Consider the following 24,816-nt stretch of genomic DNA (forward strand, 5'->3'; position numbering starts at 1 on the left):
TTATAATGCATCTTTGTTCATGAAATATAAAGATAAGAGAAAGCCTTAAATTCTCATCATAAAAAAACCTCTGCACGTAAAATAAACGGCAGAGGTCCATATAAGTTACTCTAAAACGGGATAACTTACTCCTTAAATCCAACTTTCTCTTTAAACCATTCCAACGTGTGTGAGGTCGGCCGCTCAAGCGGCTGTCCATAAATCCGATCCCATATGAGCGAAGAAAGCACCCCAAGTGCTCTGGAAACACCAAAAAGCACGGTATATATTCGATACTCTTTTATCCCATAACTGGACAATAAGCTACCGGATATGGCATCAACGTTCGGCCAGGGATTTTTAACCTTACCCGTGGCCAGCAAAATCTCAGGTACAACTTCATAAATATTCCTAATAAGCTCAATAAGAGGCGCATCCGGAATATACTTGTTCGCAAAATTCAACTGCTCTGTAAATCTAGGATCCGTTTTCCTCAAAACGGCATGTCCGTAACCGGGAATAACACGACCATTGGCCAAAGTATTCCTGGCATATTCCCGAATTTGATCCTTACTGGGCCTATCGGAACCAATTTCTTGTATCATGGTCTCCAGCCAACTCATAACTTCCTGATTAGCCATACCATGCAACGGGCCAGCCAGCCCATTCATGCCGGCAGCAAAACTGTAATAAGGATTTGAAAGAGCTGTTCCTACGAGATGTGTAGTGTGAGCGGAAACATTACCTCCTTCATGATCGGCATGCAGCACCATATACAAGCGCATCAAACGCTTGACCTCGACACTTTCAAAACCCATCATATGGGCCATATTTCCCGCCCAATCCAACGATGGATCAATGTCTATATACTTTTCATCGTGAAAAACACGTCGGTAAATATAGGCGGCAATGACAGGAAGACGACTAATCAAGTCCATAACACCTTCATACATGGGATCCCAATAATCTTTTTTGTCCATCCCCTCCATATAGGCCTTTCGAAAGTGCGACTCCGTACTCATAGCCAGGATAGCGGTATTAAATTGAATCATTGGATGGGCACTTTTGGGTAAGCCGTTGATAACGTCAAAAACATGCTCAGGAATTCCCTGAGCCCGTCTGCTCCAGTCTTTCGATATAAACTCTACGTCTGACTGAGAAGGGAGTTCTCCAATTAACATCAAATAAAACAGACCTTCCGGCAAAGGTTCCCCATCTTCATTCATTTTTGGCAATTTCTCCCGCAGCTCTGGTATGGAATGACCCCTAAACCGAATACCCTCCTCAGGATCGAGCTTGGAAGTGTCGGTTAACAAGGCGACAATACCTTTCATTCCGGTAATAACCTGCTCAAGGGTTACTTCCTGAATCACTTTATCGCCATGCTCGCGAACAAGTTTTTTCAACACATTGGCTCTTTTTTCGCCAACTTCCTTTAATCTCTGTTTTACTTGATCCATAATTTTATCCTGATTATACATTTTACTTAACATTTCATAACATCGAGGGCATATTTTAAACAGTAAAGTGGCTTATTTGTTCTACAAGCCACATAGCATACCATGAACAAAGTCACTTATCAGCGGTCAACACCAATCAATTTCGGAAATTTTAAATACAACTACTAATTTTAAAGCAAAAAAAGCCACCCAATCGGGTGGCTTTATAAAAACTTGAAAGTGATCTAAAAATTATTTCTTAATAACTTTCTGATAGCCATAAATAGCAGCTGCTCCTAGCTCCTCTTCAATCCGAAGCAATTGATTGTACTTAGCCATACGATCTGAACGACTCAATGAACCAGTTTTAATCTGACCACTGTTGGTTGCCACAGCAATATCAGCAATGGTAGCATCTTCCGTTTCACCTGAACGGTGAGAAGTCACGGAAGTATAACCGGCACGGTGGGCCATTTCAATGGCATCCAAAGTTTCGGTGAGCGTACCAATTTGGTTCACTTTAATAAGAATCGAATTGGCAGCGTCCAACTCGATACCCTTTTTAAGATACTCCACATTGGTTACGAACAAATCGTCACCGACTAACTGACACTTGTCGCCAATAGCCTTGTTCAAAAGAACCCAGCCATCCCAGTCGCCTTCGTCACAACCATCTTCAATACTGTCAATGGGGAATTTCTCAACCAATTCAGTCAGGTAAGCTACCTGCTCAGCACCATTTCTCTTGATGCCTTTCTCACCTTCAAACAATGAATAGTCATAAATTCCATTCTTGAAGAATTCTGAAGCAGCACAGTCAAGCGCGATGGAAACCTGACCACCTTCAGCCAGACGGCCCGGCTTATAGCCAGCAGCTCAATGGCTTTAATAATGCTGTTCAAGGCATCCTCAGTGCCATCCAACGCTGGGGCAAAACCGCCTTCATCACCAACAGCAGTGCTCAGGTTGCGGTCGTGTAACACTTTCTTAAGCGCATGGAAAATTTCAGCACCCATACGCAAACCTTCACGGAAGCTGGAAGCACCTACCGGACGAATCATAAACTCCTGAAACGCAATAGGGGCATCAGAATGAGATCCTCCGTTAATAATATTCATCATGGGTACAGGTAAAGTCTTGGCATTTGTACCTCCAATGTAGCGATATAGCGGCATGCCAGAGTATTCCGCAGCAGCTTTGGCCACAGCCAGAGAAACCCCCAACATGGCGTTGGCACCCAACTTACTTTTGGTTTTAGTACCGTCCATCTCCAGCATTTTATGGTCGATGCTTACCTGATCCAATGAATTAAAACCAATCAAAGCCGGAGCGATAACATTGTTGATGTTATCGACAGCTTTCAAAACACCTTTTCCCAGGTATCTGCTTTTATCACCATCACGAAGCTCAAGCGCCTCGTTTTCGCCGGTTGAAGCGCCAGAAGGCACAGCAGCGCGACCCATAATTCCACTTTCTAATGTTACCTCAACCTCAATGGTTGGGTTACCGCGTGAGTCTAGAATCTCACGTCCATGGATGTTAGCAATTAATCCCATAATGATAATTGTTTATAGTAATATGAATAAAATCAGCAAAAAAAAAGGATAAAGCCATAACGTCTTTATCCCCTTTTTCAAGAACATTATCTAAAAAACAGTTTTAATCTGCTTCTAGTCTATTCTTCAGTTTTCTCTGCTTCAGGGGCCTGATCCTCTTCTTTAGGTTCAGCCTTAGCAGCAGCTGGTTTTGCAGTTTCAGCGGCAGCAACAGTCTCCTCAGCAGTTTTCTTTCCGCCACGACGACTACGACGTGTGGTTTTCTTTTTCTCGCCAGTGGCAGCTTCACCAGAAGCGGCTAACATGTTCTCATTATAGTCCACCAATTCGATGTAGCACATTTCAGCGGCATCTCCCAAACGGTTTCCTAATTTCAGGATACGTGTATAACCTCCGGGACGCGTAGCTACTTTTTGAGCAACTTCACGGAAAAGCTCAGATACCGCATCCTTATTCTGCAGGTAACTGAATACAACACGACGTGAATGCGTGGTATCTTCCTTTGAACGATTGATCAAAGGCTCTACATACATTCGCAACGCTTTGGCTTTGGCAACGGTCGTTTTAATTCTTTTGTGCACGATTAGTGAAGAAGCCATGTTAGAAAGCATCGCTTTTCTATGTGAACTGGTTCTGCCCAGGTGGTTGAATTTCTTTCTATGTCTCATCGTTACTTATTCCTTGTCTAATTTATACTTCTGAATATCCATACCGAAATTTAGGCTCAGATTAACCAGTAAATCATCTAGCTCAGTGAGCGACTTTTTACCAAAATTCCTGAACTTTAATAGATCGTTCCGGTTGTACTGCACCAATTCGCCCAATGTTTCTACATCAGCAGCCTTGAGACAGTTGAGTGCTCTAACTGACAGATCCAAATCAACGAGTTTAGTTTTCAACAACTGACGCATGTGAAGCACTTCTTCATCAAATTCTTCATTACCAAACTTTTCGTCAGAATCCAGAGTGATTTTTTCATCCGAAAACAACATAAAGTGATAGATAAGAATCTTTGAAGCCTCTTTCAATGCATCCTTGGGATGAATTGAACCATCGGTGGAGATTTCAAACAACAACTTCTCATAATCGGTTTTTTGCTCTACACGAAAATTTTCAATTTCGTATTTCACATTTCGAATGGGCGTAAAAATGGAATCTATAGCAATAGTCCCAAATTCCAGCTCTGTAGTCCGATTCTCTTCGGCGTGTACATAACCTCTGCCCTTACCAATTGTAAGTGTCATTTGCAGGTTAACCTCAGGATTCATGCGAGCTATGACTAAATCAGGATTCAACACCTTGAAATTAGACATGACACTGTTAAAATCACTTGCGGTTAAGGTCTCCTTACCGGAAATATTAACAGTGATTTTTTCGCTGTCAGCTTCGTCCACGATTTTTTTCAACCGTACCTGCTTCAGGTTCAAAATTATTTCTGTAACATCATCTACCACACCGGGTATGCTGGAAAACTCGTGATCGACACCTTCAATCTTAACAGTAGTTATTGCAAAGCCCTCTAAAGAAGAGAGCAAGATTCTTCTTAAGGCATTTCCAACAGTAATACCATATCCTGGCTCAAGAGGACGAAATTCGAAACGACCGAACTTGTCATCAGCATCAAGCATGATAACTTTATCAGGTTTTTGGAACGCTAATATTGCCATAAGAATAAATTATTTAGAGTACAATTCTACAATCAACTGTTCTTTGATGTTCTCAGGAATTTCAGACCTTTCAGGCGCATTTAGGAATTTACCGACCATGCTCTGCTGATCCCATTCCAACCAGGAAAACTTATGAACACTTGAACTTGATAATGAAGCATTTATCGACTCCAGCGATTTGGATTTTTCTCTAACACCTACCAACTGACCAGCCTTTAAGCTGTAAGAAGGAATGTTAACAATTGATCCATCAACAGTAATATGACGGTGAGAAACCAATTGACGGGCACCAGCTCTGGTAGGAGCCAATCCCATACGGTAAACCACGTTATCTAAACGCGATTCGAGAAGAATCAATAATACCTCACCGGTAATACCATGATGGCTGTTGGCCTTTTCAAACAAATTGCGAAATTGCTTTTCCAAAACGCCGTAAGTATATTTTACTTTCTGCTTTTCTTTAAGCTGAACGCCGTATTCGCTTGTTTTTCTCCTACGGTTGTTACCATGCTGGCCGGGAGGATAATTCTTCTTTTCAAAATATTTATCGGGGCCATAAATGGGCTCACCGAATTTACGAGAAATTTTAGTCTTTGGACCTATGTATCTAGCCATTCTACTAAATTTTTGATTTTAAATTTTTGATTTTAAAGATTGAATATGACAGCCGCAAGATTATAGAAGGAAGGTTGGTGTTATAACCTACCATTATTCAAAATTAAAACCAAAAACTTATGGTTAATAACTAGTTATAATATTTTAAACCCTACGTCTTTTGGGAGGGCGACAACCGTTGTGAGGCATTGGTGTTACATCAACAATTTCGCTGACTTCAATGCCGGTGGCATGAATGGAACGAATAGCTGATTCCCGACCATTACCCGGTCCTTTTACATATGCTTTCACTTTCCTCAAGCCTAAGTCATAAGCCACTTTAGCACAATCGGCTGCAGCTGTCTGAGCGGCATAGGGGGTGTTCTTTTTAGAACCTCTGAACCCCATTTTGCCGGCACTTGACCAGGAAATCACCTGTCCGTTTGAATTGGTCAGGCTAACGATGATGTTATTGAATGATGAATGGATGTGGGCTTGCCCCAAGGCATCCACTTTCACAACTCTTTTCTTTTGTGATCCTGCCTTTTTTGCCATGTTTCAATGATTATTTAGTAGCTTTCTTTTTGTTCGCAACCGTCTTTTTCTTTCCTTTACGGGTACGGGCATTGTTCTTGGTTGATTGACCGCGAACCGGTAAACCAATACGGTGACGAATACCTCTGTAACAACCGATGTCCATTAATCGCTTAATGTTCAATTGTACTTCAGAACGCAATTCACCTTCGGTTTTGATGGTTGAACCAATTAACTCACGAACGGCAGTTATCTGGTCATCGTTCCATTCTTTTACTTTCAAACTGACATCAATACCAGCCTCTTGTAGCAGTGAAGTTGCTTTGCTACGGCCGATGCCATAGATATACGTTAAAGCAATTTCGCCTCTTTTGTTAGCCGGGATGTCTACTCCTGCAATTCTTGCCATATTCTATAATTTATCCTTGACGTTGTTTAAACTTGGGATTTTTCTTGTTGATTACATACAAGCGTCCCTTGCGCCGTACGATTTTGCAGTCGGCACTTCGCTTTTTAATTGATGCTCTTACCTTCATTGTCTTAAGTATTGAGTATGTTATTTATACCTGTAACTAATTCTGCCTTTGGTCAAATCATAAGGTGACATTTCCACCTTAACCTTGTCTCCCGGAAGAATTTTAATATAATGCATACGCATTTTACCGGAGATATGTGCGGTGATCACATGTCCGTTTTCCAACTCCACGCGAAACATGGCGTTGGATAGTGCTTCGATAATTGTACCGTCTTGTTCTATAGAGCTTGTTTAGCCATAACTCTATCACTTTAATTTTTTTAAGACTGCAAAGTTAACACTTCTTCTACAAATTTAAAACTGGAAAGTATATCAGATTTACTTTTCCCCACAGCAATTGTGTGTTCAAAGTGAGCTGAAACACTTCTATCAACAGTTCTAATGGTCCATTGGTCATCTTCCAAAATAATTTGGCGCTTCCCAAGATTAATCATTGGTTCAATGGCAATAACCATACCTTTACGCAGTTTTACGCCATTGCCCTTACGTCCATAGTTCGGAACCTCCGGCGCTTCGTGCAGTTGCCTGCCCACTCCGTGCCCCACCATTTCACGTACCACAGAATAACCTCTTGACTCACAATAATTCTGAACGGCATAGCCAATATCCCCTATTCTATTGCCCTCCACTGCGGCTTCAATGCCTGCATACAAGGAGGCTTTGGTGGCTTCCAATAAAGCTTTCACTTCAGGATTAACCTGCCCGACTTCAAAAGTATAGGCACTATCCCCGAAAAAACCATTCAATAAAACCCCGCAATCAATAGAGACAATATCCCCTTCTTTAAGGGGTGTTTTGTTGGGTATGCCATGTACCACATGTTCGTTAACAGAAGTACACAATGAATTGGGAAATCCCTGATAGTTCAAAAAACCCGGTACACCCTTATGATCTCTGATAAATTCCTCAGCTATCTTATCCAGGTCAAGTGTAGTCACACCAGGTTTCACAGCCTTAGCCACTTCACCCAGTGTTTTTCCTACCAGAAGATTACTCTCCCTTAACAACTCTATTTCTTCGTCAGTCTTTAAATAAACCATGCCAGTGTAAAAATCATTTAAAAGGCAGCTGCACCACCACCGGTCCGGCCTTTGATTCTTCCTGATTTCAACAGACCATCATAATGTCTCATCAGCAAATGGCTCTCAATCTGTTGCAAAGTATCCAAAACAACACCCACTAAAATCAACAGTGAGGTTCCGCCATAAAACTGAGCAAAATTCTGATCAATTCCTGCTAACATGGCAAAAGCTGGTAAAATAGCCACAAAAGCAAGGAAGAAAGACCCGGGTAATGTAATTTTAGACATCACAGAATCTAAAAACTCTGCCGTTTTCTTTCCAGGTTTAACGCCGGGAATAAAACCACCGTTACGCTTCATGTCATCCGCCATTTGCGTCGGATTAATAGTGATAGCGGTATAGAAATAGGTGAATAAAATAATCAGGAAAGCGAAAGAGAAGTTATACCAAAACCCTGTAAAGTTAGAAAAAACAGCGGCAAATCCTGTAGCAGCTTCGCTGTCTACAAAACCGGCCAAAGTAATTGGAATAAACATAATCGCCTGAGCAAAAATGATAGGCATAACTCCAGCTGCATTCACCTTCAAAGGAATATACTGGCGAACACCACCATACTGCTTATTACCAACAATTCTCTTGGCATACTGAACAGGCACTCTGCGTGTTCCCTGCACCAGCAAAATAGCACCTTCAAACACAAAGAACAGAACAACAAATTCAATCAGCAGCATCACCAAACCACCTCCTTCTTCCAGTCTGGAAACAAATTCTGCGAAAAGGGAGAAGGGCAGCATGGCAATAATTCCAATCATGATGATCAAAGAAATACCATTACCAATACCTTTGTCCGTAATTCTTTCGCCTAGCCACATCACAAACATACTTCCTGCTGTGAGAATGATGGTTGACATGACAGTGAAACTCCATCCGGCATTAACAAAGGCAGATTCGGGCAATTGGGCGTGAAGGTTTGCGATGTAGCCCGGGGCTTGAAACAACAGAATAACCACAGTTAAATACCTGGTTATCTGATTGATTTTACGACGGCCACTTTCTCCTTCACGTTGTAAACGCTGAAAATAAGGAACGGCGATACCCAATAACTGGATAACAATAGAAGCCGAGATATAAGGCATAATACCTAATGCCATAATAGAAGCATTGGCAAATGCTCCCCCTGAAAACATGTTAAGCAATCCCAAAACTCCCTGATCGGTTTGGGCGGCAAGGTTTGCTAACTGAGTTGGATCAATACCCGGTAAAACGACTTTAGAACCCAGACGATAAATCAGAATTAATCCCAAAGTGGTCATAATCCTGCTTCTGAGGTCGTCGATCTTCCAGATATTACGGATGGTTTCGAAAAGTTTCATATCTTAAATTAGATTTATAAGGTCATTTGATCCTGCCCGCCAGAGCGGACAGGATTCAAATTACAGTTTCACAACAGTTCCCTGAGCCGCTTCAATAGCTGCTTCAGCAGATTTTGAGAAAGCATGAGCCTTAACTTCAACTTTCGAGCTGATTGCACCATTTCCCAGTATTTTTACCAGGTCATTCTTATTGACATATCCTGCCTCAATAAGATTCTCGGGGGCAATAACACTCCATCCGTTCTTCTCAGCCAAAATCTGAAGAACATTGAGGTTGATTGACTTATACTCCTTACGGTTGACATTCTTAAAACCAAACTTTGGAACCCGTCTTTGAAGTGGCATTTGACCACCTTCAAATCCGATTTTTCTTGAATAACCTGATCGGGACTTTGCACCCTTATGACCACGTGTAGAAGTTCCGCCATGTCCGGAACCTTGTCCCCGGCCGATCCTCTTTTCGTGATGCGTTGCGCCTTCACCAGGTTTTAACTCATTAAGTTTCATATCTTATCGTGATAAACTTCGTTAAAACAATTATTTTGAGACACTCACAAGGTGTCTTACTTTGTCCACCATTCCCATAATCACAGGATTTTCCTCATGTTCAACGGTGGCGTTTAGCTTTCTCAAACCAAGTGATTCCAAAGTCTTCTTCTGACGACTGGTACACCTGATTTTACTGCGAACCTGAGTTACTTTTATTTTAGCCATAACTTTATTGCTTAACCATTAAACACTTTGTCCAGAGTTACTCCCCGGTGCTGAGCTACTGTATGAGCATCACGCATTTCGCACAATCCTTCAATCGTAGCCTTAACCAGGTTGTGCGGGTTAGCTGAGCCTTTCGACTTCGCCAATACATCCACCACACCAGCACTTTCAAGTACGGCACGCATCGCACCACCTGCTACAAGACCGGTACCATGAGAAGCGGGCTTCATAAAAACACGGGCTCCGCCAAACTTGGCAATCTGCTCATGTGGAATGGTACCATTGACAATAGGAACTTTCACCAAATTTTTCTTAGCGGCTTCTACTCCTTTGGCAATAGCGGTGGTCACTTCATTGGCTTTTCCCAGGCCCCAGCCCACGATACCATTCTCATTACCTACAACAACAATGGCCGAGAAGCTGAAAGTTCTACCACCCTTGGTAACTTTGGTAACGCGATTAATGGCTACCAATCTGTCCTTCAATTCGAGGTCATTTGTTGTACGGACTCTATTTGTATTTCCTGCCATAATTATTTAGAATTTAAGACCTGCCTCACGAGCAGCGTCCGCTAATTGTTTTACTCTACCATGATACAAATAACCATTTCTGTCGAAAACCACTCCAGAAATACCGGCCGCTTGGGCCTTTTCTGCAATGAGTTTACCAACTTTGGCTGCTTGTTCTGTTTTGGTAACTTTCTCAGCAGCGATATCTTTCAACAACGAAGATACGGAAACCAGTGTTTTTCCTGATTTATCATCAATCAATTGAACAGATATCTGCTTATTGCTTCTATAAACGGTCATCCGTGGTCGTTCGGCTGTGCCCTCGACTTTGCTACGGATGCGTCTTTTTATTTTAAATCGCCTATCTAATTTCGAAAAAGCCATAACACTTACTAATTAATCAAATTAAACTTTTGCACTCTTACCGGCCTTACGCCTTACTACTTCGCCTTTAAAGCGAACACCTTTACCTTTATATGGCTCTGGTTTACGCAATTCGCGAATTTTGGCACAAACCTGCCCCAAGAGTTGCTTGTCAATGGATTCAAGTGTTATGATCGGATTACTTTTCCGGTCTGTAACTGCTTCCACCTTAATTTCTTTAGGCAACTGCATATGTATAGCGTGTGAATACCCCAGAGACAATTCCAAAATCTGACCAGTAGATGTGGCACGATAACCGACACCAACCAATTCCATTTTTTTCTGGTAGCCTTCTGACACACCAATCACCATATTATTGATCAGTGATCGATACAAACCATGCATAGCGCGGTGGTTCTTCTCATCAGTTGGTCTTGTCAACTGAACTTCACCATCTTTAACTTCAACTTTAATATCAGGGTGGATGGCTTGTTCCAATTCTCCTTTGGCACCCTTTACGGTGACCAAACTATCTTTAACCGTTACGCTTACGCCGGCTGGTATGTTTACGGGTGATTTTCCTATCCTAGACATGACTTACCTCCTTTTTAATAAACGTAACACAATACTTCGCCACCCACTTTCTCGTTCCTGGCTTCCTTGTCGGTCATGACGCCTTTGGAAGTCGAAAGAATTGCCACACCAAGACCATTTAAAACCCTGGGGACATTTCTGTAACCGGTATATCTACGCAATCCTGGAGAAGATATACGGCTCAAGCTATTGATAGCGGGAACTTTGGTAACGGGATCATATTTCAAGGCAATCTTAATGATGCCTTGCTTACCGTCATCCATAAATTTATAATTAAGGATATAACCTTTTTCCAAAAGGATCTTGGTCATTTCCCTCTTAAGGTTGGAGGCTGGTATCTCAACAACCTTGTGTCGTGCCATGATGGCATTCCTGATACGCGTCAGGAAATCCGAAATAGGATCTGTCATATTACTATAGTTTAAATTGATTCCGACAAGTCGGAACAATATTTAAATACTACCAGTTGGTCTCTACCAACTGGCCTTTCTAACTCCTGGTATTAAACCTGCTGCAGCCATTTCTCTGAATGAAATACGGCTTATACCGAATTGGCGCATGTAACCTTTAGGCCTTCCGGTTAATTTGCATCGGTTGTGCATACGCACAGGAGAAGCATTCTTGGGAAGCTTTTGTAAACCTTCATAGTCACCTTCAGCTTTAAGCTTGGCGCGTTTTTCAGCATATTTGGCAACAAGCCTGGCCCGTTTTACTTCGCGGGCTTTCATTGATTCTTTTGCCATATAACTAGTTCTTTTTTAAGTTCTTAAACGGTAATCCAAACTCACGCAGAAGGGCAAACGCCTCCTCATCAGTTTTTCCTGAGGTCACAAAGGTAATATTCATACCCATAATCTTGCTTACATTATCGATATTTATTTCAGGAAAAATGATTTGCTCGGTCACACCCAGAGTGTAATTTCCACGTCCGTCCAATTTGCTTTCAATACCTTTAAAGTCACGGATACGTGGCAAAGCCACACGCACAAGTCTTTCGAGGAACTCATACATCTTCTCCTGACGTAGGGTAACCTTCACTCCAATAGGCATTTTCTTCCTTAACTTAAAGTTAGAAATATCCTTTTTTGAATAACAAGCTACCGCCTGCTGTCCGGTGATTCCTGTCAGCTCCTTAACGGATGTTTCGATCAGTTTTTTATCGGCCACAGCTGCACCAACTCCTTGGTTGATAACAATCTTTTCTAAGCGTGGCACCTGCATGACACTTTTGTAACTAAACTCCTTTTTGAGGTTAGCTACAATCTCGTCATTGTACTTGCTTTTTAAACTTGGTGTATAGCTCATTACTTAATCTCCTCTCCTGACTTTTTAGAATAACGAACCAATTTTCCATTATCACTTGTTCTGCGTCCTATACGTGAAGCCTTCCCGGTGGAAGGATCTTTCAGGTTCAGATTCGAAATATGGATGCCGGCTTCCTTCTTAAGAATACCACCTTGTGGATTCTCGGCGTTAGGTTTGGTGTGTTTACTCACCAAATTAACACCCTCTACGATAGCGCGTTGTTTTTCAGGGAATACTTCAAGCACTTTGCCTTCCTGGCCTTTACTTGTTCCTGCATTCACAATCACTATATCGCCTTTTTTAATATGTAATTTTCCCATTGCTGTTTGAATCATTATAGATTAAAGCACTTCAGGCGCCAGAGATACGATTTTCATATATCCTTCACGCATTTCACGGGGAATGGGCCCGAAAATACGGGTTCCACGCATTTCTCCTACGTTGTTCAGTAACACACAAGCATTGTCATCGAAGCGGATATATGAACCATCTCCTCTGCGAATTTCCTTTTTTGTGCGAACCACAACGGCTTTACTTACTGTTCCTTTCTTCATATCTGAAGATGGAACAGCGCTCTTTATTGTTACCACAATGCGGTCACCAACGGAAGCATATCTGCGTCCGGTACCGCCTAGTACGCGGATACAAAGTACTTCTTTGGCTCCACTGTTATCGGCAACGTTTAGTCTGGATTCTTGCTGTATCATGTTTACTTAGCTCTTTCTAAGATTTCAACTAATCTCCAACGTTTCATCTTGCTAAGAGGGCGCGATTCCATAATTTTTACGGTATCTCCCTCATGGCTGTTGCTTGTTTCGTCGTGCGCATAAAACTTCTTGGTCTTTTTCATAAACTTCCCATAAATGGGGTGTTTTTCACGAACAACAACACTCACGACAATGGTTTTATCCATTTTTTCGCTCACCACAACGCCTACACGTTCTTTTCTCAAATTTCTTGTTTCCATCTGCTTAATTTTTATCATTAAGTTGCTTCTGACGCAGAATGGTCAGCATACGTGCAATGTTCCTACGTATTTCTCTGATCTTCATTGGGTTCTCCAATGGAGAAATGTGGTGGTTGAGATTGGTACGAACAAGATCTTGCTTTTCAGCATCTAAACGCTCCTCTATCTCATTAATGGTCATCTCTCTTATTTCGGAAGTTTTCATCGCTTACGCATTTGTAGATTCAACAAAATCCCTTCTCACAATAAACTTAGTGGTGACTGGTAATTTTTGAGCTGCCAGGCGCAAGGCCTCCTTAGCTATCTCAAAAGATACACCATCACACTCAATAAGTATGCGTCCGGGCGTAACTGGCGCAACAAACCCTTCCGGGCTACCTTTACCTTTACCCATCCTAACTTCGGCTGGCTTCTTAGTAATTGGTTTGTCCGGGAAAATACGAATCCATATCTGTCCCTGACGTTGCATATAACGGGTAACGGCAACCCTTGCCGCTTCTATTTGACGGCCTGTGATCCACTTGGTCTGCAGGGACTTGATGCCGAAGGAACCGAAGGCCAGTTCATGACCTCGCTGAGCATTCCCCTTCATCCGTCCCTTTTGCTGCCGTCTGAATTTTACTTTTTTTGGTTGTAACATCTTTCCTGAGTCTATTAAAGGTTAACAGATGATTACTTTCTTCTCTTTTTGAAACCGCCTCCACCTTGCTGGCCACCTTTTCTGTTGCCGGCTCCGGTTTCCTTGGCACTAAAGTTGGGGGAAAGATCCGGCTTACCGTAAATCTCACCTTTACAAATCCAAACCTTAATCCCAATTAAACCTGTTTTGGTTAAAGCTTCACTTTGAGAATAATCAATATCTGCACGGAATGTGTGAAGTGGTGTACGTCCTTCCTTGTACATTTCTGAACGGGCCATTTCAGCACCATTCAAACGACCGGAAATCTGAACTTTGATACCTTCTGCTCCCATACGCATGGTAGAAGCGATGGCCATTTTTATCGCACGGCGGTAGGCGATACGGCCTTCCAGCTGACGTGCAATATTATTGCCCACAATCATGGCATCTAATTCAGGACGTTTCACCTCAAAGATATTGATTTGAACTTCCTTGTCAGTAATCTTCTTAAGCTCTTCCTTCAGCTTATCAACCTCCTGACCACCTTTACCGATAATGATACCGGGACGGGCAGTATAAACTGTTATGGTAATTAACTTAAGTGTTCGTTCAATAATGATACGCGAAATACTGGCTTTAGCCAAACGCGCATTCAAGTACTTGCGGATTTTGGAATCTTCCAGCAGTTTGTCGCCGTAATTCTTTCCGCCAAACCAATTGGAATCCCATCCGCGGATGATTCCCAATCTGTTGCTTATTGGATTTACTTTTTGTCCCATCTGCCTATTAGTTTTCCTGGTTTTCGATTGATACTTTGCTATCCACGAGAATCGTCACGTGGTTGGATCTTTTGCGAATTCTGTGCGCACGTCCCTGCGGTGCAGGTCTGAGTCTTTTCAAAATTCTGCCTGAATCCACATAAGCTTCTTTCACAAAAAGGTTGGCATCTTCTAAACGCTGACCTTCATTTTTCTCCTTCCAGTTGGCAACTGCGGACAATAAGAGCTTTTCTACACTTCTTGAAGCCTCCTTGGTAGAAAATTTGAGGATATCGAGGGCCAGATTGATCTCTTTGCCGCGAATGAGGTCCACCACCAGCCGCATTTTACGGGGCGAGGTGGGCACATTGCGCAGCTTGGCATAAGCCTGGCTCTTTCTGGCTTCTTTAAGTTGTTCTGCTTTTATTCTTTTTCTTGCACCCATTTTTTTTGCATTAAAGGTATTAACACTATCAGGCTAATTATCGTTTCTTATTGCCTGAGTGACCGCGATAGGTTCGCGTCGGGGCAAATTCACCTAATTTATGACCCACCATATTTTCAGTGACATAAACAGGAATGAATTTGTTACCGTTGTGTACAGCTATGGTATGCCCCACAAAATCAGGGGAAATCATAGATGCCCTGGCCCATGTCTTAATCACTGTCTTCTTACCGGAATCGTTCATGGCGAACACTTTTCTTTCCAGCTTGTAGTTGATATAAGGCCCTTTTTTTAATGATCTGCTCATAATGTCAAATAATTAACCGGTTACTTTTTTTTCTTTTCAAGAATGTACTTACTAGAAGCTTTTTTAGGCGAACGGGTTTTGAAACCTTTGGCCAGTAATCCTTTTCTTGAACGTGGATGTCCTCCTGAAGAACGACCTTCTCCACCACCCATCGGGTGATCAACCGGGTTCATTACAACTCCACGTACTCTTGGACGACGACCAAGCCATCTGCTTCTACCTGCTTTACCAGACCTTTCCAGTGCATGGTCGGAATTACCGACAGCACCGATGGTGGCACGACAAGTTGTCAGAATCATTCTGGATTCACCGGATGGCAAACGTATTACTACGTACTTACCTTCACGAGCAGCCAATTGGGCAAATGTGCCGGCACTACGAGCCATAGCTCCTCCTTTGCCGGGTTGCAGTTCAATATTATGAACGATGGTACCCAATGGAATTTCTCCTAATGGAAGCGCATTGCCAATTTCAGGCGCGCTGCCGGTTCCCGAAGAAAGTTCCATGCCTACCTGCAAACCATTAGGTGCAAGGATGTAGCGTTTTTCTCCATCTGCATAAACCAACAAAGCAATCCTGGCACTCCTGTTAGGATCGTACTGTATGGATTCAACATTTGCTGGAACACCGTCTTTATTTCGCTTGAAATCGACTACCCGATACTTCCTTTTGTGTCCGCCTCCGACATAACGCATGGTCATTTTACCGGTGTTGTTACGACCGCCGGTTTTTTTCAAAGGCTTCAGCAAGGATTTCTCTGGTACACTTGAGGTAATCGAATCAAATGCACCAATAATTTTGTGTCTCTGCCCCGGTGTTGTGGGCTTTAGCTTTCTTACTGCCATTTTACTTAGATATTGCTATAAAAATCAATTTTATCTCCATCTACCAATGTTACAATAGCTTTTTTGTAAGCTGCAGAGTGACCACTGATAATACCTGCCTTGGTATAACGGGTCTTACTTTTACCAGCATAACGCATGGTATTAACTTCTGCTACAGCAACATTGTACATCTCTTCAATGGCTTTCTTAATCTGAAGTTTGTTAACATCCTTCTTCACAATAAAGCCATATGCATTCAGGGTTTCACCCTGATGGGTCATCTTTTCAGTGACTATAGGTTTTAATATTACGTTCATGACTTACCTCCTTATTCGTTATAAAGTTTTCCGATTTGCTCAACAGAGCTTTCAGTAAGCAGCAAATACTGAGCCTTCATGATACTGTAGGTATTAAGCCCTGAGGCCACAGAAACTTCCGTTCTTGGAATATTTCGGGCCGACAGATAAACATTCCGATCAATCTCTTTCAATACCAACAAAGATCGTTTGTCATCTACCTTCAGACTTTTCCGGATGGCATCAAAAGCTTTCGATTTTGGCGCATCAAATGAAAAATCTTCAACAACCATAATCTCATTGTTTTTAGCTTTGTAAGCCAAAGCTGACAAACGAGCCAGTTGTTTAACCTTCTTATTCAATTTGAAGTTATAATCTCTTGGACGAGGACCGAAAACCCGGCCTCCACCACGAAATATAGGGCTCTTAATGCTACCTGCACGAGCGGTACCAGTTCCCTTCTGCTTCTTAATTTTTCTTGTGCTACCGGCTATTTCACTCCGCTCCTTGGCTTTGTGTGTCCCCTGACGATTGTTGGCCAAATACTGCTTTACATCCAGATAAATGGCGTGATCGTTGGGCTCAACCGCAAAAATTGAATCAGTCAACTCAATTTTGCGTCCGGTATCTTCTCCTTTTATATTTACTATGTTCAGTTCCATTACATTTCAATAATTAGGTATGAACCATTTGCGCCCGGTACCGATCCTTTAACTAAAACAAGGTTACTTTCCGGAATCACTTTTAACACTCTCAAGTTTTCAACCTTAGACCGATCTCCTCCGGTACGTCCGGCCATTCTCATGCCTTTAAACACCCTTGAAGGGAAGGATGATGCTCCTAATGAACCGGGAGCACGTCCACGGTTATGCTGACCATGGGTTTGTCCGCCAACACCTGCAAATCCGTGACGCTTTACAACCCCTTGGAAGCCCTTGCCTTTTGAAAAGCCGGTTACGTCCACAAAAGTGTCTTCAGATAAGATGTCCACAGTGACCACGTCACCTAATTTGAACTCATTCTCGAAATCTTTGAATTCAACCAGTTTGGCCTTTGGAGTGGTACCTGCTTTTTGAAAATGCCCCTTTTGAGGGTTGGTGGTACTCTTCTCACGTTTTTCATCGAACGCCAGCTGAACAGCTTCATAACCATCTGTTTCTAAACTCTTCACCTGGGTCACGACGCAAGGACCAGCTTCGATAACAGTGCATGGTACATTTTTACCCTCGGCACTGAAAACGGAAGTCATTCCGATTTTTTTTCCAATTAATCCTGGCATTGCTTTGTGATTTTAATTAATTATCAAACTTTAATTTCGACTTCCACACCGCTGGGAAGTTCAAGTTTCATCAGAGCGTCAATAGTCTTGGCAGTTGAGCTGTAAATATCAATTAACCGCTTGTAGGAGGATAATTGAAACTGCTCTCTGGATTTCTTATTAACGAAAGTAGCACGCAATACAGTGAAAACTCTTTTATGAGTAGGCAACGGAATAGGACCACTTACTACAGCCCCTGTGCTCTTCACTGTCTTTACAATCTTCTCGGCAGACTTGTCCACCAAATTATGATCGTATGATTTCAGCTTAATTCTTATTTTTTGATTCATAGTTATTTATGCGAACAAGTTCTTACAATAATTCGACTTTTCCTTTGGCTTCTTTAACAACCTCGGTAGCAATGGATTTTGAAACCTCTTCGTAATGAGCAAATTCCATTGAAGAAGTAGCACGTCCGGATGAAATGGTACGCAACGCAGTCACATAACCGAACATCTCAGCCAACGGAACACGGGCCTTAACGACGCGAGCCCCAGCTTTAGATTCCATACCTTCTACCTGACCTCTACGCTTATTAAAGTCACCGATAATATCTCCCATATACTCTTCCGGAGTCACAACCTCTACCTTCATAATAGGCTCCAAAAGTCTCGGTTGGGCTTTGGCACAAGCTGCCTTGAAGGCCTGACGTGCACAAATCTCAAAAGACAATTGATCCGAGTCAACAGGGTGGAAAGATCCATCCATTAACTCAACCTTTAGGTTTTCAACCGTAAAGCCGGCCAAAACACCATTTTGCATGGCATTCTTAAATCCTTTCTCTACGGAAGGGATAAACTCTTTAGGAATATTTCCTCCTTTGATCAGGTCCACAAACTGCAGTCCTTCTTTGCCTTCATCAACAGGTCCAACTTTCACGGAAATATCAGCGAACTTACCACGACCACCCGTCTGTTTTTTGAAAACCTCACGGTGATCCACCTTTTGACTAATGGCTTCCTTGTAGTTAACCTGAGGACGTCCCTGGTTACATTCCACCTTAAACTCACGTCTTAAACGGTCGATAATGATCTCCAGGTGAAGTTCACCCATACCACTAATAACCGTTTGACCGCTGTCTTCATCGGTATGCACACGAAAAGTTGGGTCCTCTTCTGCCAGCTTGGCCAGTCCGGTACCCAGCTTATCCATATCCTTCTGACTCTTGGGCTCGACGGATATACCAATAACGGGTTCAGGAAAAACCATAGATTCCAAAGCAATGGGATGCTTTTCGTCACACAAGGTATCTCCGGTACGAATGTCTTTGAATCCTACACCGGCACAAATATCTCCGGCTGAGATGCTTTCGATGGGCATCTGCTTATTGGATTTCATTTGATACAGACGGGAAATACGCTCTTTTTTATCGCTTCGTGTGTTGTGCACGTAAGAACCTGCCTCCAGTGTTCCGGCATATACACGCATAAAAGCCAGACGACCAACAAAGGGATCCGTAGCAATCTTAAACGCCAATGCCGTAAAAGGCGCATCGGCCGTTTGATGACGAACTTCTTCCTTGTCTGTATTGGGATTGATTCCCGTAACAGCAGCCACATCTGTTGGCGCAGGTAAAAAGCGAACAATTCCGTCAATCAAGCGTTGTACACCCTTATTTTTAAAGGCTGATCCGCACATCATGGGCACAATCTTCATGTCAATTGTTGCCTTACGAATCACTTCAATTAATTTGTCAGCTGTAATCGAATCAGGATCATCAAAGAATTTCTCCATCAATTCATCATCATACTCGGCAACAGCTTCCACCATTTTTCCGCGCCATTCAGCCACTTCTTCAACCATATCAGCCGGAATGTCTTCCAACTCATAACGCTGGCCCATGACATCATCATCGTACCAAACAACAGCTTTATTCTCAATGAGGTCAACGACACCCCTAAAGGTCTCTTCTGCACCAATAGGAACCTGAATAGGTACAGGATTGGCACCTAATACTTCACGAACCTGACGAACAACATCAAAGAAATTAGCTCCGGATCGGTCCATTTTATTAACAAAGCCCATACGAGGAACTTCATACTTATTGGCCTGACGCCATACGGTTTCCGACTGGGGCTCAACACCACCAACCGCACAAAACAGAGCTACAGCTCCGTCCAAAACACGCAATGAGCGCTCTACCTCAACGGTAAAGTCAACGTGACCCGGGGTGTCAATGATGTTAATTTTATATTCTTGATCTCTATAGTTCCACTGGGTACTAATGGCGGCAGAGGTAATGGTAATACCTCTCTCCTGCTCTTGCTCCATCCAGTCCATAGTGGCAGAACCCTCATGGGTTTCACCAATCTTATGGGTAATACCGGTATAAAACAAGATACGCTCGGTAGCTGTTGTTTTACCGGCGTCAATGTGAGCCATAATCAATGTTCCTTGTATATTTTAAGTCTTTTGCCATTATATTACTAAAATCAAAGGATTAAAATCTGAAATGGGCAAAGGCACGGTTGGCTTCAGCCATTCTGTGCATATCTTCTTTCTTCTTATATGCCCCGCCCTCCTGGTTATATGCAGCAACTATTTCAGCGGACAATTTTTCAGCCATAGATTTTCCGCTTCTTTTACGCGCGAAAAGTATCAGGTTCTTCATACTGTAAGAAACCTTGCGCTCAGATCTGATTTCGGTAGGAACCTGGAAAGTTGCACCACCTACGCGACGGCTCTTCACCTCAACGTTAGGGGTAATGTTTTCCAATGCTTTTTTCCACATTTCCAATGCAGGTTTGCCTTCTTTCTCAGCTTTGTCTTTCATCAAATCAAGCGCCGTATAAAAAATCGAGTAAGAAATCGATTTTTTTCCGTCATACATCAGATTGTTGACAAATTGTGTTACCAAAGTATCGTTAAACTTTGGATCGGGTAGAATTACCCGCTTTTTTGGTTTACTCTTCCTCATTCTTTTTTTGTTTATTAGTTCAAAAAATTTACTGGCTGTATTTGACTCTTCAACAGTGACTTACACTATTTACTCAACCTAACACCAACCAATAAACAAAACTACCGTCAATTAATTACTTCTTCTTGGGACGCTTGGTTCCGTATTTAGAACGACGCTGCGTACGACCTTCAACACCCGATGCATCCAATGCTCCACGCACTAAGTGATAACGAACACCTGGCAAATCTTTAACTCTGCCACCACGTACTAACACAATGGAGTGTTCCTGAAGGTTATGACCTTCTCCCGGGATGTAGGCATTCACCTCTTTCCCATTGGTCAAACGCACCCTGGCCACTTTACGCATGGCTGAGTTTGGCTTCTTAGGAGTAGTGGTATATACACGCACACAAACCCCACGGCGCTGTGGACATGAATCCAACGCAGGAGACTTACTTTTGTCTACCAGCGAGGTACGTCCTTTTCTTACTAATTGCTGAATTGTTGGCATATAAACTTTGATTTTAACTTTAAAATACTATCGATAAACGGGTTGCAAAGGTATTCTTTTTCAATTAAAAATCCCATTGATTTTCAAATAAATTCACACCTTCGCACAAAAAAGCGGTGCAAAAGTAATAAAATAGAACTTAAATAAAAACAGTTAATTGTCTTTTTAATAGTTAATTATTCCTTCATCAATAAATTACGACACCGAAAGGAGGGTTCACCAAGGTAACCAACCAGCCTTTTTTATGTCATAAAAAATTTATTTAATTGTCAACTTACCTGCATCTATATTATATTTGCACTTCTTTTTTATCTCATTTGACAATCAGATGATAAACAGATTGCCTTTATATACGCAATCAAAAAAAACTACATCATGACTAAAGCTTATGTTTTTCCCGGTCAGGAGCTCAATTTGTGGGCATGGGAAAAGATTTGTACGAACAATCCCCCATGGCCAAAGAGTTGTTTGAAAAGGCCAATGACATTTTAGGATTCAGAATTACAGATCTGATGTTTGAAGGCACAGAGGAAGATCTCAGACAAACAAAAGTGACGCAGCCAGCCATCTTTCTTCACTCGGTCATATTGGCCAAAACGCTGGGCGATGGGTTTAAGCCCAACATGACGGCCGGTCATTCTCTGGGTGAATTCTCGGCCCTCGTGACGGCCGGAGCCCTTTCTTTTGAGGATGGCCTAAAATTGGTTTCCCAGCGCGCCCAGGCCATGCAAAAAGCGTGTGAAATGGAACCTTCGACCATGGCTGCCATTGTGGGACTGGACGATCAGGTGGTGGAAGAAGCCTGCAAAAACATTGATGCTGTAGTCGTACCTGCCAATTACAATTGTCCCGGCCAGCTGGTCATTTCCGGCTCTTTTGAGGGCATCGATCAGGCTTGCGAGAAGTTAACCGAACTGGGTGCCAAACGCGCCTTAAAACTCTCGGTTGGTGGCGCCTTTCACTCTCCTTTAATGGAGCCAGCTCGTGCAGAACTCGCTGCTGCTATTGAAAACACCGCCATCAACACACCTGTATGCCCGGTCTACCAAAATGTAAGCGGAAGGCCTTTTACCAATCCTGCTGAAATCAAGGAAAATCTCATAGCACAATTAACAGCCCCGGTCAAATGGACTCAGACCGTACAAAACATGCTGGCCGATGGTGCCAATCATTTCACTGAAATAGGTCCCGGAAAAGTCCTGACTGGTCTGATCAAGAAAATCAACCGCCAGGCTGAATGTGAAAATATCAGCGCCTTTCAGGGATAAGGCTAGAATAACTTCAACACACAGAACGAGGGCCTCACGATTAGTGAAGCCCTCACTTTGTTTATATCAACAAATGAAACAAATCCGGAGAGTCGTTCACTGATTTATAATTAATATGCTTGTCCTCCATACGCTGCAACATGGCTTGATAATCCGCCATAGAGCGGGTCTCTATGCCCACAAGTGCAGGACCACTGTCGCGACTGTTCTTTTTGGTATATTCGAAATGGGTGATGTCATCATCCGGCCCCAGAACTTCATTCACAAATTCACGCAAGGCTCCGGAACGCTGCGGGAAGCGAATAATCAGATAATGCTTTAAGCCTTCGTATAAAAGAGAGCGTTCCTTTATTTCCTCTGTCCGGGTGATGTCATTGTTTCCGCCACTCACAATACACACCACGTTTTTCCCTTTAATTTTGTCCGCCATTAAATCCAATGCAGCAATACTTAAGGCGCCTGCGGGTTCTGCAACAATGGCCTCTTCATTATATAACCTAAGGATAGTCGTACAGACCTTTCCTTCCGGAACCAGGATCATACCATCAATGACCTCTCTGGCGATTTCAAAATTCAGCTCACCTACCAATGAAACAGCGGCGCCATCGACAAACTTCTCAAAATTTTCCAGAATGACCCGTTTACCCTGATCAAGTGATTCCTTCATAGCAGCTGCACCTGCAGGTTCCACTCCGATAATCCGGGTAGCCGGACTCTTCACCCGTAACCACGATCCAGTCCGCTAATCAGGCCACCACCACCAATGGGCACCAGAGCATAATCAATGGAAAAGTCAACTTGCTGCATTATTTCAAGGCCTACCGTACCCTGACCGGCAGCGACCTGTAGGTCATCAAAAGGGTGAATAAAAACAGACTTATTCGTTGCGCAATCTTTTTTAGCGGCTTCATAAGCCTGATCATAAGTATCGCCCGTTAAGATAATCTCTACATTGTCCCGCCCAAACATCCGAACCTGCTTAATCTTCTGCTTAGGTGTAGTTGCAGGCATAAAAATCCGACCCTGAATATTTAATTTCAGACAAGAAAACGCTACCCCCTGGGCATGATTCCCGGCACTGGCACAAACAATCCCACGTTTCCGCTCTTCCTGACTAAGAGAGGCCATTTTATTGTAAGCGCCACGGATTTTATAGGAACGAACCACCTGCAAGTCCTCCCTCTTTAGGTAGATGTTGGCCGCATACTTCTCTGAAAGTATCTCATCCTTCATGAGGGGCGTTTGAGTAACAACATCTCTGATACAGCTATAAGCTGCCTCTATATCTTTAACATCAATCATAACTTACGATTTTATAAGCTTAAAATTTACTTGCACGACAAGAAAACAAATTGTTATCATTTCATTTTCATCACTTTAAAAACACAAAACAACTACCAATGAAAGCAAACAGACCTTAGAATCAAAACTTCCATTAAAATTTGATACAACAAAAGCCAAAATTGTTCGCTAACGAACACCAAATATCCGTATTCGCACAAACACCACGCACCCATATACTTTTTAACTTCTTGTTTTTAAGTATTTTATAATAATTGGCACACCAATTGATAAAATGAAAGCAACAAACAAAACTAAAAACAAAATCAATAACAATTAAAATTAGATAACTATGAAACGAGTAAACTTATTTTCAGGAATTGCTTTAACATTAATGCTATTTGTAGGATTGGGAACTGTCACAGCCAACAGTGCACCTGAGGCAGTTACAGGCAATTCACAAACACTATTGGGCAACTACCAAATTACAGAACTGGAACCGGAAACCATCAAAAAAGAAACCTTAAGAAAATTCCAGTTAACCTATGAGAACGGGAATGCCCCCATTACCATCTATTTAAATGAACGTGCCAAATGCAACGATTACATCGTAAGAAGCAATGTCATGGAAGTTCAGTATGTTTGCAACAAGCAAGGATTCGGTGCCACTAGGGTCAACAGCAAATTCAGCCTGTATCCTGAACAAACCAACAACATGTTCCTTTCAACTGAGGCCCTTGGCTACCAATCCAGAATAACTGGTGGTGAAATTTCCGTTGAAAAAGCGCTGGGACTCATTGCCTGCTACTATCCCTCTTTACTTAAAAACATGCAAAACATAGCTGCCGTCAACTAAGCTAAGCAAAATTAACAAATAAACCTGCTGATTTCAATTCAGCAGGTTTTTTTGTGCTTTGAAATTAGGGGAGGGATGGGTAGATGGGGCTGGAAGGGTAGGATGGGTGGATTGGGTCAAAAAAATTGATAGATCGGTAGGTCAATAGGGAGAGAGGGGAGGCAAGCGAAGCGAAGTCCCGCAGAGCGGGAAAGGGTGGATTGGGTAAGTAGGGTTTTATGGGGTTGATTGGGTTGGTGGGGTTATAACGCAGAAAAGCCGACTCATTGCTGAATCGGCTTTT

At 42.5% G+C, this 24,816-nt stretch carries 38 protein-coding genes and 2 pseudogenes; 2 read left to right on the top strand and 38 right to left on the bottom strand.

Features of this window, described 5'->3' with window-relative positions; all coding sequences use genetic code 11:
• Positions 1 to 125: 125 nt before the first annotated feature.
• The 35 genes and pseudogenes from JCM15548_RS09375 to rpsL all read right to left on the bottom strand — a co-directional run bounded on the left by JCM15548_RS09375 (position 126) and on the right by rpsL (position 21,128).
• Positions 126 to 1,439, bottom strand: coding sequence for a citrate (Si)-synthase (locus JCM15548_RS09375; RefSeq protein WP_062124742.1), 1,314 nt, complete (start codon positions 1,437 to 1,439; stop codon positions 126 to 128).
• A gap of 231 nt (positions 1,440 to 1,670) precedes the next feature.
• A pseudogene (gene eno, locus JCM15548_RS09380) lies at positions 1,671 to 2,974 on the bottom strand (phosphopyruvate hydratase).
• A 119-nt stretch (positions 2,975 to 3,093) separates the two neighbouring features.
• On the bottom strand, positions 3,094 to 3,642 hold the full coding sequence (rplQ, locus tag JCM15548_RS26595) for a 50S ribosomal protein L17 (protein WP_062124681.1): 549 nt from the start codon (positions 3,640 to 3,642) through the stop codon (positions 3,094 to 3,096).
• 6 nt (positions 3,643 to 3,648) lie between these two features.
• Positions 3,649 to 4,641: a DNA-directed RNA polymerase subunit alpha gene (locus JCM15548_RS09390; RefSeq protein ID WP_062124682.1), complete on the bottom strand. Its 993-nt coding sequence runs from the start codon at positions 4,639 to 4,641 to the stop codon at positions 3,649 to 3,651.
• A gap of 9 nt (positions 4,642 to 4,650) precedes the next feature.
• Positions 4,651 to 5,256 carry a 30S ribosomal protein S4 gene (rpsD, locus tag JCM15548_RS09395; protein WP_062124684.1) on the bottom strand — a complete coding sequence of 202 codons (606 nt, stop codon included), beginning with the start codon at positions 5,254 to 5,256 and terminating at the stop codon, positions 4,651 to 4,653.
• Positions 5,257 to 5,400: 144 nt separating this feature from the next.
• Complete coding sequence (gene rpsK, locus JCM15548_RS09400) at positions 5,401 to 5,790, bottom strand: 30S ribosomal protein S11 (RefSeq protein WP_062124686.1); 390 nt, start codon at positions 5,788 to 5,790, stop codon at positions 5,401 to 5,403.
• Between the two features lie 10 nt (positions 5,791 to 5,800).
• Positions 5,801 to 6,178 (bottom strand): 30S ribosomal protein S13, encoded by a 378-nt coding sequence (gene rpsM, locus JCM15548_RS09405; protein ID WP_062124688.1) that lies wholly within the window; start codon positions 6,176 to 6,178, stop codon positions 5,801 to 5,803.
• Between the two features lie 10 nt (positions 6,179 to 6,188).
• Complete coding sequence (gene ykgO, locus JCM15548_RS21075) at positions 6,189 to 6,305, bottom strand: type B 50S ribosomal protein L36 (protein ID WP_015361145.1); 117 nt, start codon at positions 6,303 to 6,305, stop codon at positions 6,189 to 6,191.
• Positions 6,306 to 6,325: 20 nt separating this feature from the next.
• Positions 6,326 to 6,526, bottom strand: a complete 201-nt coding sequence (gene infA / locus JCM15548_RS09410; protein ID WP_227625648.1) for a translation initiation factor IF-1 — start codon at positions 6,524 to 6,526, stop codon at positions 6,326 to 6,328.
• Between the two features lie 38 nt (positions 6,527 to 6,564).
• Positions 6,565 to 7,344 carry a type I methionyl aminopeptidase gene (gene map, locus JCM15548_RS09415; protein ID WP_062124692.1) on the bottom strand — a complete coding sequence of 260 codons (780 nt, stop codon included), beginning with the start codon at positions 7,342 to 7,344 and terminating at the stop codon, positions 6,565 to 6,567.
• A gap of 17 nt (positions 7,345 to 7,361) precedes the next feature.
• The gene (gene secY, locus JCM15548_RS09420; protein WP_262486976.1) at positions 7,362 to 8,639 is read right to left on the bottom strand and encodes a preprotein translocase subunit SecY; all 1,278 of its coding nucleotides are present in this window, start codon (positions 8,637 to 8,639) and stop codon (positions 7,362 to 7,364) included.
• 120 nt (positions 8,640 to 8,759) lie between these two features.
• Positions 8,760 to 9,206, bottom strand: coding sequence for a 50S ribosomal protein L15 (rplO, locus tag JCM15548_RS09425; protein WP_062124695.1), 447 nt, complete (start codon positions 9,204 to 9,206; stop codon positions 8,760 to 8,762).
• A gap of 30 nt (positions 9,207 to 9,236) precedes the next feature.
• On the bottom strand, positions 9,237 to 9,413 hold the full coding sequence (rpmD, locus tag JCM15548_RS09430) for a 50S ribosomal protein L30 (protein WP_062124696.1): 177 nt from the start codon (positions 9,411 to 9,413) through the stop codon (positions 9,237 to 9,239).
• Positions 9,414 to 9,424: 11 nt separating this feature from the next.
• The gene (rpsE, locus tag JCM15548_RS09435) at positions 9,425 to 9,943 is read right to left on the bottom strand and encodes a 30S ribosomal protein S5 (RefSeq protein WP_062124697.1); all 519 of its coding nucleotides are present in this window, start codon (positions 9,941 to 9,943) and stop codon (positions 9,425 to 9,427) included.
• Positions 9,944 to 9,949: 6 nt separating this feature from the next.
• Entirely contained in the window at positions 9,950 to 10,306 is a 357-nt protein-coding gene (rplR, locus tag JCM15548_RS09440) for a 50S ribosomal protein L18 (protein ID WP_062124698.1), read from the bottom strand.
• 21 nt (positions 10,307 to 10,327) lie between these two features.
• Positions 10,328 to 10,879, bottom strand: coding sequence for a 50S ribosomal protein L6 (gene rplF / locus JCM15548_RS09445; protein ID WP_062124700.1), 552 nt, complete (start codon positions 10,877 to 10,879; stop codon positions 10,328 to 10,330).
• A gap of 14 nt (positions 10,880 to 10,893) precedes the next feature.
• Positions 10,894 to 11,289: a 30S ribosomal protein S8 gene (gene rpsH / locus JCM15548_RS09450; RefSeq protein WP_062124702.1), complete on the bottom strand. Its 396-nt coding sequence runs from the start codon at positions 11,287 to 11,289 to the stop codon at positions 10,894 to 10,896.
• Positions 11,290 to 11,352: 63 nt separating this feature from the next.
• A complete protein-coding gene (gene rpsN, locus JCM15548_RS09455; protein WP_062124704.1) occupies positions 11,353 to 11,622 on the bottom strand; it encodes a 30S ribosomal protein S14 in 270 nt (89 codons plus the stop codon).
• Positions 11,623 to 11,626: 4 nt separating this feature from the next.
• Positions 11,627 to 12,184, bottom strand: a complete 558-nt coding sequence (gene rplE, locus JCM15548_RS09460; protein ID WP_062124706.1) for a 50S ribosomal protein L5 — start codon at positions 12,182 to 12,184, stop codon at positions 11,627 to 11,629.
• A complete protein-coding gene (gene rplX, locus JCM15548_RS09465) occupies positions 12,184 to 12,504 on the bottom strand; it encodes a 50S ribosomal protein L24 (RefSeq protein ID WP_062124744.1) in 321 nt (106 codons plus the stop codon). Before rplX ends, rplE begins: the two co-directional genes overlap by 1 nt.
• A 21-nt stretch (positions 12,505 to 12,525) precedes the next feature.
• Positions 12,526 to 12,891 carry a 50S ribosomal protein L14 gene (rplN, locus tag JCM15548_RS09470; protein WP_062124708.1) on the bottom strand — a complete coding sequence of 122 codons (366 nt, stop codon included), beginning with the start codon at positions 12,889 to 12,891 and terminating at the stop codon, positions 12,526 to 12,528.
• A 2-nt stretch (positions 12,892 to 12,893) separates the two neighbouring features.
• Positions 12,894 to 13,151: a 30S ribosomal protein S17 gene (gene rpsQ / locus JCM15548_RS09475; protein ID WP_062124710.1), complete on the bottom strand. Its 258-nt coding sequence runs from the start codon at positions 13,149 to 13,151 to the stop codon at positions 12,894 to 12,896.
• 4 nt (positions 13,152 to 13,155) lie between these two features.
• Entirely contained in the window at positions 13,156 to 13,356 is a 201-nt protein-coding gene (rpmC, locus tag JCM15548_RS09480) for a 50S ribosomal protein L29 (protein ID WP_062124712.1), read from the bottom strand.
• Between the two features lie 3 nt (positions 13,357 to 13,359).
• Positions 13,360 to 13,791, bottom strand: a complete 432-nt coding sequence (gene rplP / locus JCM15548_RS09485; RefSeq protein ID WP_062124714.1) for a 50S ribosomal protein L16 — start codon at positions 13,789 to 13,791, stop codon at positions 13,360 to 13,362.
• 32 nt (positions 13,792 to 13,823) lie between these two features.
• Positions 13,824 to 14,549 carry a 30S ribosomal protein S3 gene (gene rpsC / locus JCM15548_RS09490; protein ID WP_062124716.1) on the bottom strand — a complete coding sequence of 242 codons (726 nt, stop codon included), beginning with the start codon at positions 14,547 to 14,549 and terminating at the stop codon, positions 13,824 to 13,826.
• 7 nt (positions 14,550 to 14,556) lie between these two features.
• A complete protein-coding gene (rplV, locus tag JCM15548_RS09495) occupies positions 14,557 to 14,973 on the bottom strand; it encodes a 50S ribosomal protein L22 (RefSeq protein ID WP_062124718.1) in 417 nt (138 codons plus the stop codon).
• A gap of 37 nt (positions 14,974 to 15,010) precedes the next feature.
• Complete coding sequence (gene rpsS / locus JCM15548_RS09500) at positions 15,011 to 15,280, bottom strand: 30S ribosomal protein S19 (protein WP_062124720.1); 270 nt, start codon at positions 15,278 to 15,280, stop codon at positions 15,011 to 15,013.
• A 20-nt stretch (positions 15,281 to 15,300) separates the two neighbouring features.
• Positions 15,301 to 16,125 carry a 50S ribosomal protein L2 gene (rplB, locus tag JCM15548_RS09505; RefSeq protein ID WP_062124722.1) on the bottom strand — a complete coding sequence of 275 codons (825 nt, stop codon included), beginning with the start codon at positions 16,123 to 16,125 and terminating at the stop codon, positions 15,301 to 15,303.
• A 5-nt stretch (positions 16,126 to 16,130) separates the two neighbouring features.
• Positions 16,131 to 16,421, bottom strand: a complete 291-nt coding sequence (rplW, locus tag JCM15548_RS09510) for a 50S ribosomal protein L23 (protein ID WP_062124724.1) — start codon at positions 16,419 to 16,421, stop codon at positions 16,131 to 16,133.
• A gap of 11 nt (positions 16,422 to 16,432) precedes the next feature.
• On the bottom strand, positions 16,433 to 17,062 hold the full coding sequence (gene rplD / locus JCM15548_RS09515; protein WP_062124726.1) for a 50S ribosomal protein L4: 630 nt from the start codon (positions 17,060 to 17,062) through the stop codon (positions 16,433 to 16,435).
• Complete coding sequence (rplC, locus tag JCM15548_RS09520) at positions 17,062 to 17,679, bottom strand: 50S ribosomal protein L3 (protein ID WP_062124728.1); 618 nt, start codon at positions 17,677 to 17,679, stop codon at positions 17,062 to 17,064. The genes rplD and rplC overlap by 1 nt, the downstream gene beginning before the upstream one ends.
• A gap of 23 nt (positions 17,680 to 17,702) precedes the next feature.
• A complete protein-coding gene (gene rpsJ / locus JCM15548_RS09525) occupies positions 17,703 to 18,008 on the bottom strand; it encodes a 30S ribosomal protein S10 (protein ID WP_062124729.1) in 306 nt (101 codons plus the stop codon).
• 22 nt (positions 18,009 to 18,030) lie between these two features.
• The gene (gene fusA, locus JCM15548_RS09530; RefSeq protein WP_062124731.1) at positions 18,031 to 20,100 is read right to left on the bottom strand and encodes an elongation factor G; all 2,070 of its coding nucleotides are present in this window, start codon (positions 20,098 to 20,100) and stop codon (positions 18,031 to 18,033) included.
• Between the two features lie 58 nt (positions 20,101 to 20,158).
• A complete protein-coding gene (rpsG, locus tag JCM15548_RS09535; RefSeq protein WP_062124733.1) occupies positions 20,159 to 20,635 on the bottom strand; it encodes a 30S ribosomal protein S7 in 477 nt (158 codons plus the stop codon).
• A 115-nt stretch (positions 20,636 to 20,750) separates the two neighbouring features.
• Positions 20,751 to 21,128 carry a 30S ribosomal protein S12 gene (gene rpsL / locus JCM15548_RS09540; RefSeq protein ID WP_062124736.1) on the bottom strand — a complete coding sequence of 126 codons (378 nt, stop codon included), beginning with the start codon at positions 21,126 to 21,128 and terminating at the stop codon, positions 20,751 to 20,753.
• A 422-nt stretch (positions 21,129 to 21,550) separates the two neighbouring features.
• On the opposite strand from rpsL, the gene fabD reads away from it, so the two are divergent.
• On the top strand, positions 21,551 to 22,396 hold the full coding sequence (gene fabD / locus JCM15548_RS09545; protein ID WP_062124746.1) for an ACP S-malonyltransferase: 846 nt from the start codon (positions 21,551 to 21,553) through the stop codon (positions 22,394 to 22,396).
• 61 nt (positions 22,397 to 22,457) lie between these two features.
• Here the strand turns inward: fabD and JCM15548_RS26270 are convergent, their stop codons facing one another.
• Together JCM15548_RS26270 and ilvA are read right to left on the bottom strand one after the other, a co-directional pair.
• On the bottom strand, positions 22,458 to 22,826 hold the full coding sequence (locus JCM15548_RS26270; protein WP_369403691.1) for a hypothetical protein: 369 nt from the start codon (positions 22,824 to 22,826) through the stop codon (positions 22,458 to 22,460).
• Between the two features lie 12 nt (positions 22,827 to 22,838).
• Positions 22,839 to 23,698: pseudogene (gene ilvA, locus JCM15548_RS25315) on the bottom strand (threonine ammonia-lyase IlvA); the annotation flags it as partial.
• Positions 23,699 to 24,029: 331 nt separating this feature from the next.
• Between ilvA and JCM15548_RS09555 the strand changes: the two are divergent.
• Positions 24,030 to 24,533 carry a hypothetical protein gene (locus JCM15548_RS09555; protein WP_062124738.1) on the top strand — a complete coding sequence of 168 codons (504 nt, stop codon included), beginning with the start codon at positions 24,030 to 24,032 and terminating at the stop codon, positions 24,531 to 24,533.
• A 64-nt stretch (positions 24,534 to 24,597) separates the two neighbouring features.
• On the opposite strand, the gene JCM15548_RS23595 is transcribed toward JCM15548_RS09555, so the two are convergent.
• The coding region (locus JCM15548_RS23595) for a hypothetical protein (RefSeq protein WP_227625644.1) at positions 24,598 to 24,816 on the bottom strand (219 nt) is incomplete at its 5' end.

It is taken from the genome of Geofilum rubicundum JCM 15548 (assembly GCF_000974365.1).
GTDB lineage: Bacteria > Bacteroidota > Bacteroidia > Bacteroidales > Marinilabiliaceae > Geofilum > Geofilum rubicundum.